This window comes from Microcystis sp. 49638_E5, assembly GCF_021300285.1.
GTDB classification, from domain to species: Bacteria; Cyanobacteriota; Cyanobacteriia; order Cyanobacteriales; family Microcystaceae; genus Microcystis; species Microcystis aeruginosa_C.
Genome location: NZ_JAJTDH010000053.1, coordinates 14,365 through 32,872 on the forward strand (window position 1 = coordinate 14,365; position 18,508 = coordinate 32,872).

Below are 18,508 nucleotides of genomic sequence, written 5' to 3' on the forward strand. Positions count from 1 at the left end.
AACTGCGCCACCATGCCCAGAGGAAAAATACCAGCAATTTGGTTTTGTGTTCCCTTTTCTATTTTAAGGACTCCCTGTGCAAAAAAATTTTTTCTCGAAAGGTATCTAGGGGCTGCTGAAAAAGTTTGTTGGTGGGGTGAGGAGTCGGTCGCAGGTCGGGGAAGAGAGAGGCAAAAGGCAAGGGTTTGGAACTACACAAGGGAGGGTCTTTCTCCGTTTCCTGATGGGTTAAGCAAGAGGTAGAACCTCTAGAAATGCGTTGCAAGGGAGACCCTTGCAACGAGGTACGAGGTAAATTATCAATAGCTCTAATCTATTTCTAGATTTTCTAAATCGGCTAAATCTTGTAATCTACCTGATGCTTTTTTGTTTTTTTTAAGATTTTCTAAGTCAATAAAGTTAACAATAATATCGTCAATTTTAACCTCAATTCTGGATAAGTAACAAGTTTGGAACTCTACCCCATCGGGGGTTGTAATTAAATCAATACGGTTAGGAGGATAACCTAATTGTATCACTTGATCTGGCGTTAAAAAGTCATCAATTGTTAATCCTAAAGAACCAAAACCGAACCCTTCTAAGGCTTTGATTAGATTATAGGCATTTAACGAACTCATTTCTATCCAAATATCAATATCTTTAGTATAACGAGGATAGCCATGTAAGGCAACGGCATAGCCGCCTAAGACGAGATAACGCACTTGATTATCGTTTAACAATTGTATAAACTCTTTGAAGTCTTGGTTCAGCATTATATTTATATTGATGATATTCTTGACGAATTTCTTCTAAGGCCGATAGTCTCGTTTGGTACGATTGACTACGCCAATAAGCTGTCTCCGTTTTGGGAGCTTTTAAGTTAACTTTTTGATAAGTGATTTTCATAGAGAGATTAAGTAGGTAGGCGTTAAAAACTATCAGACACCCCCCTTATCAAGGGGGGCAGGGGGGATCGAACTTAAAATCCATTTTTAATTTAATTATAACCCAGCTACTTAAGTGTTATTTTTCGCCTTTATTGTTTAAAGAGGGGTGGCGGTTTCTAGGGAAATTTTCAGATTCCTGTTCTCAGAAATCCTATAGTTAAGTTTTTCAAAACCAATAACTTCGCCTTTTTGATTTTTCATTAAAATAACTTCGTCGCCGGTTTCTTCGCAGAGATATTCTGAAGAGCGATCGCCAAACCACACGGTTAAGGTATTGCCCATCGGATCATAATAAACGTTTACTTCTGCCATAAAATTTCCCCTTCTTTAATTGCATCGGTGGGATAAGTGGTAATTAGGAAGCCATCACCATTGAGTTTTCGGATAATGGCACAGAGCCAACGTTTTGGTCGTTGAAGTTTATAAAAAAGATAAACATTAGGGTCACTGCGGCTACGTCGAATTTCATCAGGTTGGCTAAGGGTTTCTTGGACTAATTTTTCTTGTCCTTTCATTATAGGATGTTTTATCTGGGTGATAATCCTAAATCCTTTGAGTATAGGCTACTTATGAAGACAGGCACTCATGCAAGAGGCAAAAGGGAAAAAGGGGAATAAATAATCGGTTTTTAATAACCAGATTTAGTATAAGGGACTTGCGCTTTGATAATGTACCTTTTGGGCGAACGCAGTTCGCCCCTACATTGTGGACAAAATCCGTTACTGTAGGGGCGCAAAGCTTGCGCCCTCCGATCGATTGGGCAAAAAATTCCAGAAAAGGGAATGAGGGTAAAAAGGGAAAAAAAGAGAAAAAGGGTTACAGGGTCTCCCCAGCACCGCACACCACCCGAAAACCGAGGCAGAAGTCGTCGTCGTCGCGGCGGTCGTCGTCGTCGCGGAAAGCGGAACGGCAGCCAAGTGGATCGTCGAACCAAGAACCGCCCCGCAATGGAGAACGATTATCATTCCCATTTTCTATCCAAGCACTGCCATCCGTCGGTGCGCCATCATAATTATCGTGCCAGGTATCGGCACACCATTCCCAAACGTTTCCGTGCATATCGTACAACCCGAAGGCATTAGCTACCTGAAAATAGCCCACTGGGGTTGTTTTACGTCGATATTTTCCTTTGGGTTCATCGGCATAAGTTTTAGTACCAGTAGCTCGATAGTTAGCTAAATCTGCCGTTATCGTTTCCCCAAAGTGAAAGGCGGTTGTTGTCCCCGCTCTACAGGCATATTCCCATTCTGCCTCACTCGGTAGCCGATACTCCCGTTTTGTTTCCCTTGATAGTCGTTTACAGAATTCCGTTGCTTGATACCAGTTGACTCTTTCTACGGGTAGCTCATCCCCTTTAAAGTGAGAAGGGTTTGTCTCTAGGTCGATGTCTATTTTAGCGGTTGCGGCGATAGCTTGCCACTGAGCTTGGGTGATGGGATAACGCCCCATGTAGAAAGAGGAAACGGTTACTGGGTGTGGGGGTTTTTCTCGTCTAAATCCATCCCAACCAAATTTTTTCAGCAGTCTTGCAATTTCCTCGTCTTCGGTTCCCATCCAGAATTCTCCTTGGGGAATATACATCATGCGGATATAGTTTTGAGCTTCTTTCCGGTTGCCAACTTCCGCAAGGTTTTCATCGTAAAAATAGGCTTTAACAGGTTTTCTCTCGATAACTTGACCTTCTCTATCAACCAATACCGTTTCTGCGGTAAAAAGGAAAAGGTTTTCATTGTAGGGAACAATAGCGGCTACTTCGTCTATTAAACGTTTTTGTCGGGTTCCTTCGTCTTCTGGGGAAAGTTGAAGGACATTGCCAACGTGGTTTAAATCCCCTCTAGAATAGGCGGCAATCGTTTTATTAAGCAATAATAAGGGTTCATAATCGGCTAAAGCAGCCGATAGATTTTCTAATAAAGCTGTCAATCTCACAAGACGCACTCGGTTATTATTTTTGATAGCTTCTGCTAGTACCTGTTTGATTTCGTTGACTGCTTGACTGGGTTTTAGGTAGGCAAGAGCTAACCATTGTTGATTTTGCCAATAAACCGATTTTGAGCAATAATCACCGATTTGTTCCTGAATATAGGTTTGTAACTGATAGGGCAGAGATTTGAGTTCCTCTGGGGTTAATTTTTCTAATAATAGTTTACGAACATCGGGAGACATTTCATAGAGTTCTCGATCTATTTTGCGGACTAAACTGGAGAGTAAAATATCAGCGATCGCATACCAAGGAGCTTGATTATTTTTATCTTGATGTTGACGCAGATAATAAAGTAAATTAGGGGATAAACTAAGGGGAAATGCCGCTCGTTTCGCTAGTTCTCTGGTGTTTGGTTCGTTTTCTTTTTCAAATAATCTTAAACGGCTTTCTGCGCTAAAAAAATCTTCATCCTCATCCCAATTATCCCCTTGTTGAAATTGATTAGGATTAAATAAATGACGGGGTGGGATAGCTTCTTCTTTTAGCCATGTTATCAAGTTTTCCCAGTCCTCTGTGGTTAGTTCAAACATGGAAAAATTGGGTATATCTTCAGCTAAATCAGCAATATCGATCGCAGTTGTCCCATACCATCGATGATAGGGTAAGGGGTTTAACCATGCAACTCGGCTAAATCTTCGGCTAAATCGTCGGATAAGGGTTTCTGTTGCGCTCAAGCGCTCTTCTACATAACGTTTTCTAGCGGCACCCGCATCACTAAGAATTAGACAACTGGTTACTTCCGGAGAATAGTTAGAGAGAACTTTGGTTAAAGATTGACTTTCCCAACCGTTTTCTTGTCGTAAAACCTCGTCTCTAATCAGATTATCAAAGTAAAAATGGGGAACATTTGCCCAAGTTTGCTTCATTATTCGACCAAATCCTGCAAAGGGAATCATCGAGTCAGAACAATCAATAAAAATTATAATTTCTCGGCGATAAAGTTGTTTCTTTTGGTAAATTATTTGATCAAAAAAACCTCGTTTAGCCGTTGCCATCACCGTGGCTTTTAGATCCCAAGTTTGTCGAGGACTTTCTAGGGGTAATGGACGCAGTTGCTGCCAACTTTCTTGTAACTTAGCGATGCCAATAGGATAATAATCAGGATTATCTAAGGAGGTGATTTTTTTTCGCTTTTCAATAGCTGTGGCAATTTGTGGAAATGAAGTCTCCGGTGCTATTGGTGTATCCCCAGAAGGAGTAATTTCTAATGAGGGAGATTCCCTATCATCCATCGGGTTTATGATTTTGCTAATCGATTCTTCTGAATGACGAATAGGTGTTTTTTGGGCTATTTCTATATTTATTTCTGGTTGGAATTGTAGCATCTCTGTCCAGGCCTGATCAAACTTTTCTTTTTCTTTCGGGGATTTAACCCATAAAGCTTGACAAAGAAGTTTAATTTTAGGATTCTCTAAGTTGGGATTTTCTTGAATAGCAATATCAGAATCATTGGCGAGTTTTTGAATCAGGTAATTTTCCACCCGATAATATTGTTCAATAGACAGCAGAAATCCTTGTTCGTCTCTGAGTTGATAAAATAGGTCAAGTAGGGGGGATGTCATTGGCTTTTTTAACCTCTTGTTCCATAATCTTGTAAATCGGTACGGCTTTTTAGTAAAACACTAGCGTGGGGTAATTTGTCCTCGTTTAATTTGGCGATAATTTCTTCAGATTTGTACTTGAGCAACGATTTAAACCAGGCTATTAATTCACTGGTGCTAACTTTTTTTTCTCCTTCAGATTTAGTCTCGTCTTGTGATGTTCTCACTTCCAGAAAACGGTCCACTGCTTTGATGATAACCTCTTGTTCAGCGTCGGTAAACCGTTCGGTTAATATTTTTCTTAATCTTTCTTGGTTGGGTAGCTCAATATAGTGATAAATGCAACGTCTCAGAAAAGCATTGGGTAAGTTTTTTTCTTGATTACTGGTAATTATAATCAGAGGAAAAGCTTGATCATCTGCTTCAATTGGTTCTCCTGTTTCTTTAATGAAAAAACGACGAGATTCAATGGCTAAAAGTAAATCATTAGGAAAATCTCGATCTGCTTTATCTATTTCATCAATTAATACTACCGATTGTTCTTGCTTATCTTTACTTTGTTTAAATGCTTTACCCAAGGGTTGTAAATCAACCCAATCTTTTGAAGTAGCTGGATTTTTTTGCTTTGAAGTAGCTGGATTTTTTTGCTCAGAAGAAGATTCTTCTATTTCTTTTTGGCTTAAAATTCCGCTAATTTGAGCAGCTTGTAAACGACCAATATAATCATATTGATAGAGACTATCTTCCGCTTTACTTGTAGATTGAACTATCCACTCATAATATTTTATAGAACCACTTTGCTGACCATTATTAAATTCATGAACTAAGGCATGAGCTAGACGACTTTTGCCACATCCCGGCTCACCTTCTAGTAACAAAGGCATTCCCAATTCAATAGCCAAGTTAACAACTTCTATTAACTCATCACCTGCGTCATAGGGATAAATTTTCTGTTGAATCGGTTCATAATAAAGATCCGATTTGGGTTGAATTTTTCCCCTGTAGGTTAAGGATAGTTTAGCCATCTATTTTCCCTCGATAATTGTCCTTGAAATTGTTGATAAAAAGCTTTCAGTGTGTCTTCTATGTTGCCGTGCTTGCTATTTTCCCATAATTGCTGCAAGGTAGATTTAAATAAGTCTGTGGTTTCATCCTGTAAGTCACAACCTAACTGAAGTTGTTGAGCAAAAGTAGGAATAATTTCCTGAAAAGACCGTTGTTCAAAGCAAGAGTCAATCTGTAAGCGGTGAATAGGAAATTCTGATAATTTGTCCTTATCTCTCCAATCATTACTTTTTCCATAATCTAACCAAATCATTAATAAAAAGCCCAGAATGGGACTATTTTGTATTTTACGAGCGTTGGTAATTAAGTTTTGCCAAAATGAATCAATGTCTTTTAAACGGGAAAAGTCTGCACAATCAATTCCTTCAAAAATCAAACAAAAATTATTAGTCTTTAAATTTTTAATTCCTCCAGAATTATTTAAAAAATGTTCATGAAGACTATAGCTATCCCATTCTTCCTGACCATCTCCTTGAAATTTAAAAACAATATGTTTAACGTTCAAATTATTAGTGATAAAGAGTTGTTTGTGTAAACGATGTAAACACCAAAAACGATATGTATGAGGACAAGGGGGAATATAAATACTTCCTTCTCGTAAAGGTTTAGCAGCTATTGAACTGGTAAATTTTACTAGATTAGTGTAATTAAATTCTGTTAAAATATCATAAATCTTCCCATTATTTGTTCGTTGATTTTTTAGGTTTTGATGATGATTTTGACAACATTGTAAGCTTTCAAAATCTCGTCGTAATACTTCGCAATAAGCTTGAACAATATAAGATTGTTTAGCGGTTCTTTGCCCTTTTTTTCCTAGTCCATATTTTTTTTCAGTACAAAACCGCAAACTATCTCCAGATATGCCAATTACCTTTAAAATAGACGAATCTAATAAAAAATTCAGAACCTCATCAAAGGTTAAATGAATTGAATTATCATTAATATCTTCAATTCTCGGTGTATTTATTTTATTTTGAGTAATGTACTCCCTTTTCTTCTTATTTTCAAATCCTTTAAAATCAGATTCATTTTGTAAGTACAATTTCTTCCCCTTTGGTTTTAAAACCTCTTTAGTTGTTCCAGATTGTGGCTGAGATTCTGTCATCCAATCTTTCAAGACATTTAATGGAATGGTATAACTGGAAGTTTTTGTTCGACTACGGTATTCTTCGAGAAATGCCTCAAGTAACCATCGACTTGCTTCTATTAATATTTTCTCTATTTTCTCCGAAGCACAAGAATAGTTTCCCTTATAAGCATCTTTAGCCTTACGAAGGGTTTCTACATCTTCATCCGATAATCTGATTTCGCCAGACCTTAACATAAATCTCGTCAAACGTCAATCTACCATCTGATCCACTTTTTGATCCCCTTTTGCCAGCATTTGCTTAAAGCATTTTAATCAACTTGTCCTCAAAAAACAAGCTATAAGGCAACAGGAGCAAAATCTATGAATTTCTGGAAAAAACATAAAGCGGACATTGACGTGATTTGCCGCATCATCACCACTTTAACTGCTTTGGCTAGTTTGGGTGTTCAGGTGGGAGAGTTAAAGATTCCCCAAAGCGAGATTCTTCCCCCTATGACTGAGGTTCAATTGGAAGCGGGGAAAAACACTCACCCCCACTAGAGAAGATAAATACTAGGGATTGAAGCACATTACCTGAAATAAAGGCCGATGTGCTTTTTTCATGACACTGGGCCAAAACGGGGGTGAGTTAGTTAAGATAACCCACCCTGAAAGAGATTTAGCGATCAACTGACCCCATAATAATATCAATACTGCCTAAAATCGCCATAATATCGGCAACTTTTACCCCTTTGAGGATATGGGGCAGAATTTGAAGATTATTAAAATCGGCGGCCCGAATTTTCCAACGCCAAGGGAAAACATCATCATTCCCGACGATAAAGATACCTAATTCGCCTTTACCACTTTCCAAGCGCACATAATGTTCACCTTTAGGAATCTTAAAAGTGGGGGCGACTTTTTTGGCGATATATTGATAGTCAAAATCATTCCAAGCTGATTTTTTCCCTTCTGCCATCCGTTTTGCTTCCAGATTTTCGTAGGGACCACCGGGTAAACCTTTCAGTGCTTGCCGGATAATTTTCACCGATTCGCGCATTTCCCGAATCCGCACCAGATAACGAGCAAAACAATCGCCGGCGGTTTCCCAATGCACTTCCCAGTCAAAATCGTCGTAACACTCGTAATGGTCAACTTTTCTTAAATCCCATTTCACCCCGGAAGCGCGCAACATCGGACCGGATAAACCCCAGTTAATCGCTTCGTCTCTGGTAATGCAGCCTATCCCTTCAATACGACGGCGGAAAATCGGGTTATTAGTGATTAATTTCTCGTATTCGTCCACTTTGGGGTCAAAATAGTCACAGAAATCCTCGCACTTATCCACCCATCCGTAGGGTAAATCCACCGCCACACCACCAATACGGAAATAATTATTATTAATTAACCGCATTCCCGTGGCAGCTTCCCAGAGGTCATAAATCATCTCCCGTTCCCGGAAAATGTAGAAAAAGGGAGTTTGTGCGCCTACATCCGCCATAAAGGGGCCTAACCAGAGTAAATGGTTAGCGATGCGGTTGAGTTCCAACATAATCACCCGGATATATTGCGCTCGTTTGGGAACGGCGATATCGGCTAATTTTTCGGGAGCATTGACTGTAATCGCCTCGTTAAACATCCCTGCGGCGTAATCCCAACGACTAACGTAGGGAACGTACATGACATTGGTGCGATTTTCGGCAATTTTTTCCATGCCCCGATGAAGATAACCGATTACGGGTTCACAGTCAATCACGTCTTCCCCGTCAAGGGTGACGATTAAGCGCAAAACTCCGTGCATCGAAGGGTGATGGGGTCCCATGTTTAAAACCATGGGTTCTGTTCTCGTTTCAATTTTTGCCATAGGGCTACCGATGATCCCGAAAATCTTTTTAAAGTTATTATAGGTAAACGCTTCGACAATACACAAGGACTATCGGGTATCAGTAATCAGTGATCAGTAATCAGTAATCAGTAATCAGTAGTCAGGAGATTATTTTTATTTATTCTCCCTACACCCCACACCCCACACCCCACACCCTACACCCCACACCCCACACCCCACACCCCACACCCTCTTTGAAGTCAGGAGATTATTTTTATTTATTCTCCCCATTTCCTAATTCATAATTCATAATTCATAATTCATAATTCCCTCTCCCCGCTTGATCGAGTACAATAGAGTGTTCAGCAAAAGCGATCAGCTATTAGCTTTGATTAGTCCTTCGGTAAGAATATAAACCAGAGAAAAGACCCATTAAGAGCGGCAATCAGCTGAAAAAGCTCAAAAACTGAATTTTAGGCTGAAGGCTGACGGTAGCTTGCTGAAAGCTGAATCCCGTTGATAATTTTTTTACTTGAATCGCCGTGGTTATCCAAATCGAATCAACTCAAAACTACGAAACCAAAACCCAAGAGATCGCTAGACAACTTTTAGCCGAAACTCGGGAAAAAAAAGGTCTTTGGTCTGCTTTACAGGATCAAATGCGTTGGGATGATAAATTACTCGATTGGGCAATGTCTAACCCCAATTTACGAGTACAATTATTCCGTTTTATTGACTGTTTACCCGCTTTACGCAGTAATGCCGAGATCGCTAATCATCTCCAACAATACCTCGGTGATGCTTCCGTAGAACTGCCCAGTGCGCTGAAAAGTATCCTCAACTTTAGTGATCCTAACTCCCTACCCGCTCAAACGGCCGCCAGTCTGATCAGTAAATCCGTAGAAACCTTAGCTCGTAAGTATATCGCCGGGGAAGACCTAGAGCAAATTACTCGCACTGTCACCCGTCTGCGGAAGGAAAAAATGGCTTTTACCATAGATCTCCTCGGTGAAGCGGTAATTACTGAAGCGGAAACCCAAGTTTATCTACAAAGTTATCTGGATTTAATGACCCATTTGGCTCAAGAAGCGACCAAATGGAATAAAGTTAGCCAAATTGATGAAGCAGATGGCGAGTTACTACCACAAGTGCAGGTTTCTGTCAAGCTAACTGCCTTTTATTCTCAGTTTGATCCCATGGATCCGATTGGTAGTAAAGAGAAAGTTTGCGATCGCATTCGCCTACTATTGCGACGCGCTCAGGAGTTAGGGGTGGCAGTCCATTTTGATATGGAACAGTACGTTTATAAAAACCTCACCCTGGCTATCCTGAAAGAATTACTCCTAGAAGAAGAATTTCGCAGTCGTACCGATATTGGCATCACCCTACAGGCATATTTAAGAGATTCTGCCCAAGATTTACAAGATTTAATTAATTGGGCCAAAAAGCGCGGTTATCCCCTGACTGTCCGGCTAGTCAAAGGCGCTTACTGGGATCAGGAAACGATTAAATCTCGGCAAAATCATTGGCCACAGCCGGTATATAACGAAAAATCGGCCACCGATGCCAATTATGAACGTATGACGCGGTTATTATTGGAAAATCATCAATATTTATACGCCGCCATCGGTAGTCATAACGTGCGATCGCAAGCCTTGGCCTGTGCGATCGCAGAAAGTTTAGAAATTCCCCGTCGTCGCTTTGAAATGCAGGTATTGTACGGCATGGGCGACCAATTAGCCAAAGCGTTAGTGAAGCGGGGTCATCGGGTGCGGGTTTATTCCCCCTACGGACAACTCTTACCCGGTATGGCCTACCTAATCCGCCGTTTATTAGAAAATACCGCTAATAGTTCCTTCCTAAGGCAAAATTTGGAGGATCGTCCCGTGGAAGATTTAATCGCAGCCCCCCGGGTTTTAGGCCAGGATAACCCGATTATCGCCGGTTTTCCTAATGCCGCCGATACAGATTATGCTAACGAGCAATTACGAAATAAAGCGAGTCAAGCCCTTACTTTTGTCAAAAATTCCCTCGGTAAAACCTATTTACCCCTAATTAACGGCGAATACGTTGCCACCAATGTTCAAATTAATTCCGTTAATCCCTGTAACCCACAGGAAATAGTGGGGAAAGTAGGCTTAATTGAGGTGGAACAGGCAGAAAAAGCGATCATAGCGGCGAAACAGGCTTTTCCCGCTTGGAAACGCACTCCAGTGGCAAAAAGAGCCGAAATACTGCGAAAAGCGGCGGATTTGATGGAAGCGCGACGACACGAGTTATCGGCCTGGATTTGTTTGGAAGTGGGCAAAGTTATCCAACAGGCGGATCCGGAAGTGTCAGAAGCGATCGATTTTTGCCGTTATTACGCCTCCGAGATGGAAAGACTGGATTTAGGGCATAATTTCGACGTAGCAGGTGAGAATAATCGTTATTCCTACCAACCCCGGGGTATTGCTTTAGTGATTTCTCCCTGGAATTTCCCCCTAGCCATTGCGGTGGGGATGACAGTAGCGGCTTTAGTAGCAGGTAACTGTACGCTATTGAAACCCGCCGAGACTTCCTCGGTGATTACGGCGAAATTTGCCGAGATTCTCCTAGAAGCGGGTATTCCTGCCGGAGTCTTCCAATATATCCCGGGTAAAGGTTCCCAGGTGGGGGCGCATTTGGTTAGCCATCCCGATGTTCACCTAATCGCCTTCACCGGTTCACGAGAAGTGGGCTGTCGCATCTATACAGATGCCTCTATCGTGCAAAAGGGTCAAAAACACCTAAAACGAGTTATCGCCGAAATGGGCGGCAAAAATGCCCTAATTGTCGATGAGAGTGCCGATTTAGATCAGGCCGTTGTCGGTGCGGTTAAGTCCGCTTTTGGCTACACCGGCCAGAAATGTTCGGCCTGTTCGCGGATAATCGTTCTGGAAAGCGTCTATGATAGCTTTGTTGATCGCTTTGTCGAGGCTACCAAGTCCCTCAATATCGGGCCGACGGATTTACCGAGTACGGAAGTAGGACCGGTTATCGACGAGAAAGCTCAAGCAAGAATTCGGGAATATATCGAAACTGGTAAAAAAGAGGCAGAATTGGCCCTAGAGATGCCAATTCCAGAAGTGGGTTACTTCGTCAGTCCCACCGTCTTTAAAAATGTTCCCCCCGATGCGGTAATAGCGATGGAGGAAATTTTTGGTCCGGTGGTGGCGATTATCAAAGTGAGCAATTTTGAGCAAGCTTTAGCCGTAGCTAACGGAACCGACTATGCTCTAACCGGTGGCTTATATTCTCGCACTCCTGCCCATATTAACCGAGCTACGCAGGAATTTGAAGTAGGAAACCTCTATATTAACCGGGGAATCACCGGTGCGATTGTCTCCCGTCAACCCTTCGGGGGTTTCAAGATGTCGGGGGTAGGTTCCAAAGCAGGGGGTCCCGATTATCTGCTGCAATTCCTCGAACCTCGTCACATCAGCGAGAATATTCAACGTCAGGGATTTGCACCGATTGAAGGGGCCGATTAAGCGATATAGCTAAAATTGGTTATTATTGGGGGTTTATACCCCCAAATCTGGTTAATTTATCGGCTAAGACCCATCTTAACCCCCTATCCTTAGATTAGCTCTCTTATTCTTTGTGTGATCTCGCGTAGCGAGCGCGTTGCGACCAGTTTAAATTATATAGGAGCGATCGATCTCTGTGTCCTTTGTGTCTGGAGTGGTTCCTTCCACTCACTCACCAAACCCAATAGAACCGTTGTCTTTCTTACCCGATTTCTTGGCTGTCAACCTACTGCTATATACTTAAGTTTACAATTGCGTCAGCCCATCGAGAAAAGACTATGACGATTGAAACCGTTGCCACAAAACCCTTTAGTGACCAGAAACCGGGGACTTCTGGATTGCGAAAATCCGTTCCCGTTTTTCAACAACCCCATTATCTGGAAAATTTTATTCAAGCTATCTTCAATACTTTAGACGGTATCGAGGGTCAAACCCTAGTCGTCGGTGGAGATGGTCGTTATTATAACCGTCAAGCTATTCAAACTATCCTGAAAATCGCCGCCGCTAACGGTATCGGTAGAATCCTCGTGGGAACCGATGGTATTGTCTCCACTCCCGCTATTTCTGGGTTAATTCGCGAAAATAACGCTTTTGGCGGTATTGTTCTCTCCGCTAGTCATAACCCCGGCGGTCCAGAGGGGGATTTTGGCATTAAGTACAATATTACTAACGGCGGACCGGCCCCGGAAAATATCACCGATGCAATTTATGCCGAGACGAAGGTGATTAGCAGTTATAAAATCCTCTTAGGGGCCGATATTAATCTTGATCGCCCCGGTTCCTTTAAACTGGGAACTATGGATGTGGAAGTGATCGATGCGGTTACTCCCTACGTCAAAATGATGGAAAAGATTTTTGATTTCGATCGCATTGAGGCCCTACTCACTTCTGGTAAGTTTAAAATGTGCATGGATTCTCTCCATGCGGTAACCGGTCCCTACGCTTATGCTCTATTTGAACAGCGTTTAGGTGCGCCCAAGGGTACAGTGTTAAATGGTATTCCCCTAGAGGATTTTGGTGGTGGTCATCCCGATCCTAACCTAGTCTATGCCCATGATCTGGTAGAAATTCTCTTCGGTCAAGAGGCCCCGGATTTTGGGGCCGCTTCCGATGGAGATGGCGATCGCAATATGATCCTCGGTCGGAATTTTTTTGTCACCCCCAGTGATAGTTTAGCGGTACTAACTGCCAATGCTCATCTAGTACCAGGGTATCAAAATGGTATCACGGGAGTGGCGCGATCGATGCCCACCAGTGCGGCGGCCGATCGCGTAGCGGCTAAACTGGGAATTGACTGTTATGAAACTCCCACCGGTTGGAAATTCTTCGGTAATTTGTTAGATGCGGGGAAAGCAACCCTTTGCGGGGAGGAAAGTTTCGGCACGGGTTCCAATCATATTCGCGAAAAAGATGGTTTATGGGCGGTTCTTTTCTGGTTAAATATTTTGGCAGTTAAAGGGGAATCTGTAGAGGAAATTGTCCGCAGTCATTGGCAAGAATTTGGCCGCAATTTCTATTCTCGTCATGACTATGAAGAAGTCGCCTTAGAACCGGCTAAAGAGATGATGGCACGTCTCCAGAAGCTGGTTTTAGACCTTAAGGGTAAACAATTTGGTAACTATGAAGTGGAATATGCCGATGATTTTAGCTATACGGATCCGGTGGATGGTAGTGTGAGTAAAAATCAAGGCATTCGCATTGGTTTTACCGATGGTTCTCGGATTATTTATCGTCTATCGGGTACGGGAACTAAAGGAGCAACTCTCCGGGTTTATCTAGAAAGTTATGAACCGGACGCAAGTAAACACGATATCGACACCCAAAAGGCCCTACAGCCGTTAATTGATTTAGCCGAAAAAATCGGTCAAATTCGTCAATCTACCGGACGGGAACAACCCACAGTTATTACCTAAAATCTAGGGAGCGGCTATCAGTTTTTATCGGGGAAATTTTTGACCTGCTCATCACTGATAGCCCCTCCTTAATTACTTTCAGTAATTGCCCTGTGGTACAATTTCTGAATTCCCGTCACTAATTTATCTAAAATAGATCGATGGCTATCGTGAGTCGGATCAAGACTCTGCACTTTGGTTAATAATTTCGCTTCCTGTATATCCACGTCGTCATCGCTATAGATTAAAGTGCTAATCGATGTTATTAGATCTTGATAGGTTTCCGGACTAGGATTATCGCCTAAATAAGACTCTAACCATCGATAACATTCACTGGTTTTAATCGGTTTTAGTTCCGATAATAGTGGTTTAATCTCCGGATCATCATCAAGTTTTTCCCTCACAGCTACCTGTCGTAAATAATTTCTTTCTGATGGTTGAATGACACCATCAATCCAAGCAACACCGATGAGAATTTTCAGTAATTGTTTATTTTTCATCTCACACTTCCTTGACTAACTTAGCCATAAAAAAACCGTCTTGATTATGCCGATGGGGTAACACTTCGATCGCTCCCGTTTCTGTATAGTATTCTGAGAAAGATGAATTAGAGTCAGGAGTGGCCATTTTCCAATCGGGATGAGCCGCTAAAAACTGCTCGATCACTCTTTCATTTTCTAACGGATCGAGAGTACAGGTGGCATAAACTAAGATTCCCTTCGGTTTTACCCAAGTGGCAGCCGAGGCTAAAAGTTCCCCCTGTCGTTTGGCTAGTACAGGTAAATTTTCGGGTGTTTGTCGCCAACGTATATCAGGACGCTTGTGCAGGGTTCCCAATCCTGAACAGGGAGCATCGATTAGTACACGATCGGCGATGCCACACCACTGGGGACGATCGCGACTATCCCCTAGATGTATTTCGATCGCTTTTAAGTCTAATCTTTTAATATTGGCTTCTAACTGTCGTAAACGGGATGCCGTTTGATCACAGGCCAATATTCTACCCCGATCGCCCATTAATTCGGCAATATGAGTGGTTTTTCCCCCCGGTGCCGCGCAAGCGTCGATAATTGTCTCTCCGGGCTGGGGATCGAGGAGATAAGTGACTAATTGGGCGCTAATATCCTGTAGGGTGTAATTTCCGGCTCGAAATCCCTCTAAACGCTCAATATTGCCTAAACCAGAGGTTAAACGGCAAGCTAGAGGTAATTTAAGATGATTAAAAGTTATATTGGCTGATTCTAACTCATTTTCTAGGGCTTCTCGGCTAGTTTTCAGGGGATTAATCCGAATATCGAGGTCAGGAGATCGATTAAACCATTGACAAAGTTGTTCCGTTTCCGTAACACTAAAGCGATCTAACCACAATTGCACCAACCAATCGGGGAAACTGTGGAGAATACCCAATCTAGAAGCGGTATTTTCTGGCAAAATTAAAGGATCATCGCCATTAGCGGTTAAACGGAGATATTGCCGCAGCATTCCGTTAACCACCGCCGCTAATTTGCCTAAATGACTGATTTTAGTTAATTCTACCGCCGTATTCACCGCCGCCGATGGGGGAATCTGGGAGAGATAACGCAGTTGATAAAGACCAATATGGAGAATTCGCCGTAAATCCGGGGGTTGCTGGGCCGCGGTTTTTTTCCCCAAGCGATCGAGCAGCGCATCCAAAGTTCTTTGGCGGCGGATTATACCATAAACAATCTCCGTTGTCAAGGCTTTGTCAAGACAATTTAAGGAACTAGCGGACAAATGGCGATCAAGAGCGCGATCGGGATAGGCGGAAGAGCGATCGATATCGCGTAAAATCAGCAAAGCCAGCTGACGAGCATTATTCATGCAGTTTCCAGACGATTGCGGAGGAATTGGCGTAAAATAGTCAGCGCCGGAATCGGGATTTCGTGACCCATATTTAACTCGTGATATTCGACGTTAACCCCCAAACCAAGCAGTAAATCTCTGGCCTGACGAGCAGCAGCGATAGGAACGACGGGATCCTGCTTACCATGAACAATTAAGACATTTTGTGGATCTTGGGGATGGGGTTCACCGTGCAGATAACCACTCAGGGAACCCAATCCCGCCAAGGGTAAGGATAAACCCACATCCAGCGTCATCGCTCCCCCTTGGGAAAAACCGGTCAAAAAAGTCCGCTCTAGGGGAATACCGGTAGTTGCTTCTAGGGAAATAATCCAATCGTGCAACTGTTGACGACTAGCGGCTAAACCTTGATAATCGGAGGTTTCTAACGCATACCAGGCGCGTCCTCCCGGCACTTGCGGATGATCAAAGGGAGCATTAGGAAACAAAAATTGACAATCAGCCAGATCCAGCATCGATGCTAGGGGGGCCAGATCCATGGCATCCGCACCCCAACCGTGCAGCATGATCACTAGATAGCGAGCGGGATTTTCTGGGGAAGGGGGAATGACAATCGGGTTAAAAGACAGGGTTTTTTCCTCGCAATTCTCTTTTTTATCTATTCTATAGCGGTTTTCCCCGGGGTGAGATGGCTGTGGGGGAGTCTTTTCAGTGATCAGCTTCAAATAATATCTGTAGGGGCGAATTGCATTCGCCCTCTTGGAATAACTTCTGCTTCTGGGAGAAGGTTTGGGGGTGAGGACATTGTGGGCGCACGCAGTGCGCCCCTACCATTGGCGCAATGATATTATTGTAGGGGCGAATCACCGTCAAGCGGAAACTAGACAGAATGATCTGGCTATTATCACCCAACCCAGCCTTGAGCCAGTGAAAATTGGGTCTAATTGGCAATTTTTCGGCAAAAAAGTTATCTACACCTGTTAACAGGCAATTTATCCCCCGAATGAGCTACAATTATCGGTCAAACGTGGTTAATAGCGAGCAGATGCGTCGCATTGAAGGGGCGATTTTTGCCTCTGGTATGCCTGTGGCCGCTTTGATGGAAAAGGCAGCCCTGTTAACGGCACAACAGTTTAAAAAGTCCTATTCTTTGGCTGATTTCCCCAAAATCGGCGTTATCGTCGGCCCCGGCCACAATGGCGGCGACGCTCTCGTGATTGCTAGAGAATTACATCTCGCCGGTTATCAAGTATCTCTTTTTTGTCCGATCGCCAAACTCAAGGATTTAACAGCACAACAGGCTAATTATGTCAAGCATTTAGGCTTAATTTTTCAGAAAACTTTAGAATCTTTGCGGGATTGTCAGTTAATTATCGATGGTCTTTTCGGTTTTGGTTTAGAAAGGACTTTATCGGGAGAGATTGCCGAATTAGTCGATAAAATTAATAGTTGGCAAAAACCGATAATTAGTATCGATATTGCTTCGGGAATTCACACCGACACCGGAGAGGTTTTAGGCACGGCAATTAAAGCCACTCATACCTTTTGTTTGGGACTCTGGAAGCGAGCTTTTTTCCAGGATTTGGCCCTACCCTATCTGGGTAAAGTGGAGTTAATTGATATCGGAATTAGTCCCCTTGACCTAGAAACAATTTTACAAGATTCACCGCCAATTCTGAGGGTTAATCCCGATCTAATTCGCCCTTATTTACCCTTACCCCGTCCTCTCCTTACCCATAAATATCAGCAGGGACATTTATTAATTATCTGTGGTTCTCGTCGTTATGCAGGGGGGGCAATTCTTGCCGGATTAGGAGCGCGAGGTAGTGGTGTAGGAATGCTTTCTATTGCTGTTCCTGCTGCCCTTAAATCTTTATTAATTAGTCATTTACCAGAAGCATTAATTATCGATTGTCCCGAAACTGCCACGGGAGCTATTGCCGAACTTCCCCTAGAATTAAATAATTATCATGTCCTCGCCTGTGGTCCTGGATTAACCACAGAAAATCCCGCTATTATCGAACAGGTTTTAGACAGTGATAAACCGATTATACTCGATGCTGATGCTTTAAATATTTTGGCTCAACTGGGTACAGAAAAATTATCATCTCGTCAGAATAAGACAATTTTAACGCCTCATTGGGGAGAATTTAAACGCTTATTTCCTAACTTATCAGGTTCTCAAGATAGGATTAATATCACTCAAAAAGCATCTCAACAAAGTGGTGCAATTGTCTTATTAAAAGGAGCCAGAACTATAATCGCCTCCCCGGAAGGTAAAATGTATTTAATTCCCGAAAGTAGCTCCGCTTTAGCGCGAGGTGGTAGTGGTGATGTCTTAACGGGACTAATCGGCGGATTCTTAACCCAAATGCCGGATAATCCCCCAGAAACAACTGCATTAGCGGCTTATTTACACGCTCAAGCTGGCATTTTAGCAGCCCAAGAAAGGACAGAATTAGGAGTAGATGGAGTAACTTTAGCTAATTATTTATTTGCCGCCCTTAAAGATTTAAATTAAACTCCGAGGGGAAACACACGCAACCCAAAAACCGAGTAAAATCGATAAAGGATTAAGTAGGTAGGTGTTAAAAATTGTCAGATTTACCCCCTTATCAAGGGTAGGGTTAATTCATGAATTAACCCTACCATGAATCAGTCCTAAGATTAAGGGAGTATCAGAATTGATAATTATTACTGTATCTAACATTAAAATATCTTTCATAATACCCACCAAACCTAAGAGAGCCAAAATATTATTAATAGCATAAATGTACTGTATTTAAACTGCCTATTGACATTTTAGTACAAATGCTCGGACTGCCTCAACC

The 18,508-nt window shown here is 42.4% G+C and carries 16 protein-coding genes; 5 read left to right on the top strand and 11 right to left on the bottom strand.

Translation table 11 applies throughout. The features are described 5' to 3' along the window. Positions 1 to 308: 308 nt before the first annotated feature. The 7 genes from LW728_RS14960 to LW728_RS14990 form a co-directional block, all read right to left on the bottom strand. Positions 309 to 752 carry a DUF6036 family nucleotidyltransferase gene (locus tag LW728_RS14960; protein ID WP_046663377.1) on the bottom strand — a complete coding sequence of 148 codons (444 nt, stop codon included), beginning with the start codon at positions 750 to 752 and terminating at the stop codon, positions 309 to 311. Further along, positions 706 to 885, bottom strand: coding sequence for a hypothetical protein (locus LW728_RS14965; protein ID WP_046663376.1), 180 nt, complete (start codon positions 883 to 885; stop codon positions 706 to 708). Before LW728_RS14965 ends, LW728_RS14960 begins: the two co-directional genes overlap by 47 nt. A gap of 137 nt (positions 886 to 1,022) precedes the next feature. Further along, complete coding sequence (locus LW728_RS14970) at positions 1,023 to 1,238, bottom strand: DUF2283 domain-containing protein (RefSeq protein WP_046663375.1); 216 nt, start codon at positions 1,236 to 1,238, stop codon at positions 1,023 to 1,025. Continuing rightward, the gene (locus LW728_RS14975; protein ID WP_071846534.1) at positions 1,226 to 1,441 is read right to left on the bottom strand and encodes a hypothetical protein; all 216 of its coding nucleotides are present in this window, start codon (positions 1,439 to 1,441) and stop codon (positions 1,226 to 1,228) included. Before LW728_RS14975 ends, LW728_RS14970 begins: the two co-directional genes overlap by 13 nt. Positions 1,442 to 1,742: 301 nt before the next feature. Further along, a complete protein-coding gene (locus LW728_RS14980; protein WP_287767149.1) occupies positions 1,743 to 4,472 on the bottom strand; it encodes a formylglycine-generating enzyme family protein in 2,730 nt (909 codons plus the stop codon). Positions 4,473 to 4,480: 8 nt separating this feature from the next. Continuing rightward, the gene (locus tag LW728_RS14985; protein WP_287767150.1) at positions 4,481 to 5,476 is read right to left on the bottom strand and encodes an AAA family ATPase; all 996 of its coding nucleotides are present in this window, start codon (positions 5,474 to 5,476) and stop codon (positions 4,481 to 4,483) included. Continuing rightward, on the bottom strand, positions 5,458 to 6,840 hold the full coding sequence (locus LW728_RS14990) for a hypothetical protein (RefSeq protein WP_287767151.1): 1,383 nt from the start codon (positions 6,838 to 6,840) through the stop codon (positions 5,458 to 5,460). Before LW728_RS14990 ends, LW728_RS14985 begins: the two co-directional genes overlap by 19 nt. 126 nt (positions 6,841 to 6,966) lie before the next feature. Between LW728_RS14990 and LW728_RS14995 the strand changes: the two genes are divergently transcribed. Then, positions 6,967 to 7,146: a hypothetical protein gene (locus LW728_RS14995; RefSeq protein ID WP_287767152.1), complete on the top strand. Its 180-nt coding sequence runs from the start codon at positions 6,967 to 6,969 to the stop codon at positions 7,144 to 7,146. A 118-nt stretch (positions 7,147 to 7,264) separates the two neighbouring features. On the opposite strand, the gene LW728_RS15000 is transcribed toward LW728_RS14995, so the two are convergent. Next, the gene (locus LW728_RS15000; protein ID WP_002754423.1) at positions 7,265 to 8,449 is read right to left on the bottom strand and encodes an NAD(P)H-quinone oxidoreductase subunit H; all 1,185 of its coding nucleotides are present in this window, start codon (positions 8,447 to 8,449) and stop codon (positions 7,265 to 7,267) included. 503 nt (positions 8,450 to 8,952) lie between these two features. On the opposite strand from LW728_RS15000, the gene pruA reads away from it, so the two are divergent. Beyond that, on the top strand, positions 8,953 to 11,922 hold the full coding sequence (gene pruA, locus LW728_RS15005) for an L-glutamate gamma-semialdehyde dehydrogenase (RefSeq protein ID WP_287767154.1): 2,970 nt from the start codon (positions 8,953 to 8,955) through the stop codon (positions 11,920 to 11,922). Positions 11,923 to 12,239: 317 nt separating this feature from the next. Further along, a complete protein-coding gene (locus LW728_RS15010) occupies positions 12,240 to 13,874 on the top strand; it encodes an alpha-D-glucose phosphate-specific phosphoglucomutase (protein WP_287767155.1) in 1,635 nt (544 codons plus the stop codon). A gap of 68 nt (positions 13,875 to 13,942) precedes the next feature. Here the strand turns inward: LW728_RS15010 and LW728_RS15015 are convergent, their stop codons facing one another. The 3 genes from LW728_RS15015 to LW728_RS15025 are packed head-to-tail and all read right to left on the bottom strand — an operon-like array spanning position 13,943 to position 16,285. Next, complete coding sequence (locus LW728_RS15015) at positions 13,943 to 14,353, bottom strand: tellurite resistance TerB family protein (RefSeq protein WP_287666022.1); 411 nt, start codon at positions 14,351 to 14,353, stop codon at positions 13,943 to 13,945. Position 14,354: 1 nt separating this feature from the next. Beyond that, positions 14,355 to 15,695, bottom strand: coding sequence for a 16S rRNA (cytosine(967)-C(5))-methyltransferase (locus tag LW728_RS15020; protein WP_287767156.1), 1,341 nt, complete (start codon positions 15,693 to 15,695; stop codon positions 14,355 to 14,357). After that, positions 15,692 to 16,285 (bottom strand): alpha/beta hydrolase, encoded by a 594-nt coding sequence (locus LW728_RS15025; RefSeq protein WP_353845707.1) that lies wholly within the window; start codon positions 16,283 to 16,285, stop codon positions 15,692 to 15,694. The genes LW728_RS15020 and LW728_RS15025 overlap by 4 nt, the downstream gene beginning before the upstream one ends. 187 nt (positions 16,286 to 16,472) lie before the next feature. Here LW728_RS15025 and LW728_RS15030 point away from each other — a divergent pair, with 187 nt between their 5' ends. Next, on the top strand, positions 16,473 to 16,661 hold the full coding sequence (locus tag LW728_RS15030; protein WP_287767157.1) for a hypothetical protein: 189 nt from the start codon (positions 16,473 to 16,475) through the stop codon (positions 16,659 to 16,661). A 19-nt stretch (positions 16,662 to 16,680) separates the two neighbouring features. Beyond that, positions 16,681 to 18,198, top strand: a complete 1,518-nt coding sequence (locus LW728_RS15035; protein WP_287767159.1) for an NAD(P)H-hydrate dehydratase — start codon at positions 16,681 to 16,683, stop codon at positions 18,196 to 18,198. The last annotated feature ends 310 nt before the right edge of the window (positions 18,199 to 18,508 follow it).

Coding starts and splice junctions, on each gene's coding strand:
- LW728_RS14960 (WP_046663377.1), bottom strand. CDS start 752: ATGCTGAACCAAGACTTCAAAGAGTTTATACAATTGTTAAACGATAAT.
- LW728_RS14965 (WP_046663376.1), bottom strand. CDS start 885: ATGAAAATCACTTATCAAAAAGTTAACTTAAAAGCTCCCAAAACGGAG.
- LW728_RS14970 (WP_046663375.1), bottom strand. CDS start 1,238: ATGGCAGAAGTAAACGTTTATTATGATCCGATGGGCAATACCTTAACC.
- LW728_RS14975 (WP_071846534.1), bottom strand. CDS start 1,441: ATGAAAGGACAAGAAAAATTAGTCCAAGAAACCCTTAGCCAACCTGAT.
- LW728_RS14980 (WP_287767149.1), bottom strand. CDS start 4,472: ATGACATCCCCCCTACTTGACCTATTTTATCAACTCAGAGACGAACAA.
- LW728_RS14985 (WP_287767150.1), bottom strand. CDS start 5,476: ATGGCTAAACTATCCTTAACCTACAGGGGAAAAATTCAACCCAAATCG.
- LW728_RS14990 (WP_287767151.1), bottom strand. CDS start 6,840: ATGTTAAGGTCTGGCGAAATCAGATTATCGGATGAAGATGTAGAAACC.
- LW728_RS14995 (WP_287767152.1), top strand. CDS start 6,967: ATGAATTTCTGGAAAAAACATAAAGCGGACATTGACGTGATTTGCCGC.
- LW728_RS15000 (WP_002754423.1), bottom strand. CDS start 8,449: ATGGCAAAAATTGAAACGAGAACAGAACCCATGGTTTTAAACATGGGA.
- LW728_RS15010 (WP_287767155.1), top strand. CDS start 12,240: ATGACGATTGAAACCGTTGCCACAAAACCCTTTAGTGACCAGAAACCG.
- LW728_RS15015 (WP_287666022.1), bottom strand. CDS start 14,353: ATGAAAAATAAACAATTACTGAAAATTCTCATCGGTGTTGCTTGGATT.
- LW728_RS15020 (WP_287767156.1), bottom strand. CDS start 15,695: ATGAATAATGCTCGTCAGCTGGCTTTGCTGATTTTACGCGATATCGAT.
- LW728_RS15035 (WP_287767159.1), top strand. CDS start 16,681: ATGAGCTACAATTATCGGTCAAACGTGGTTAATAGCGAGCAGATGCGT.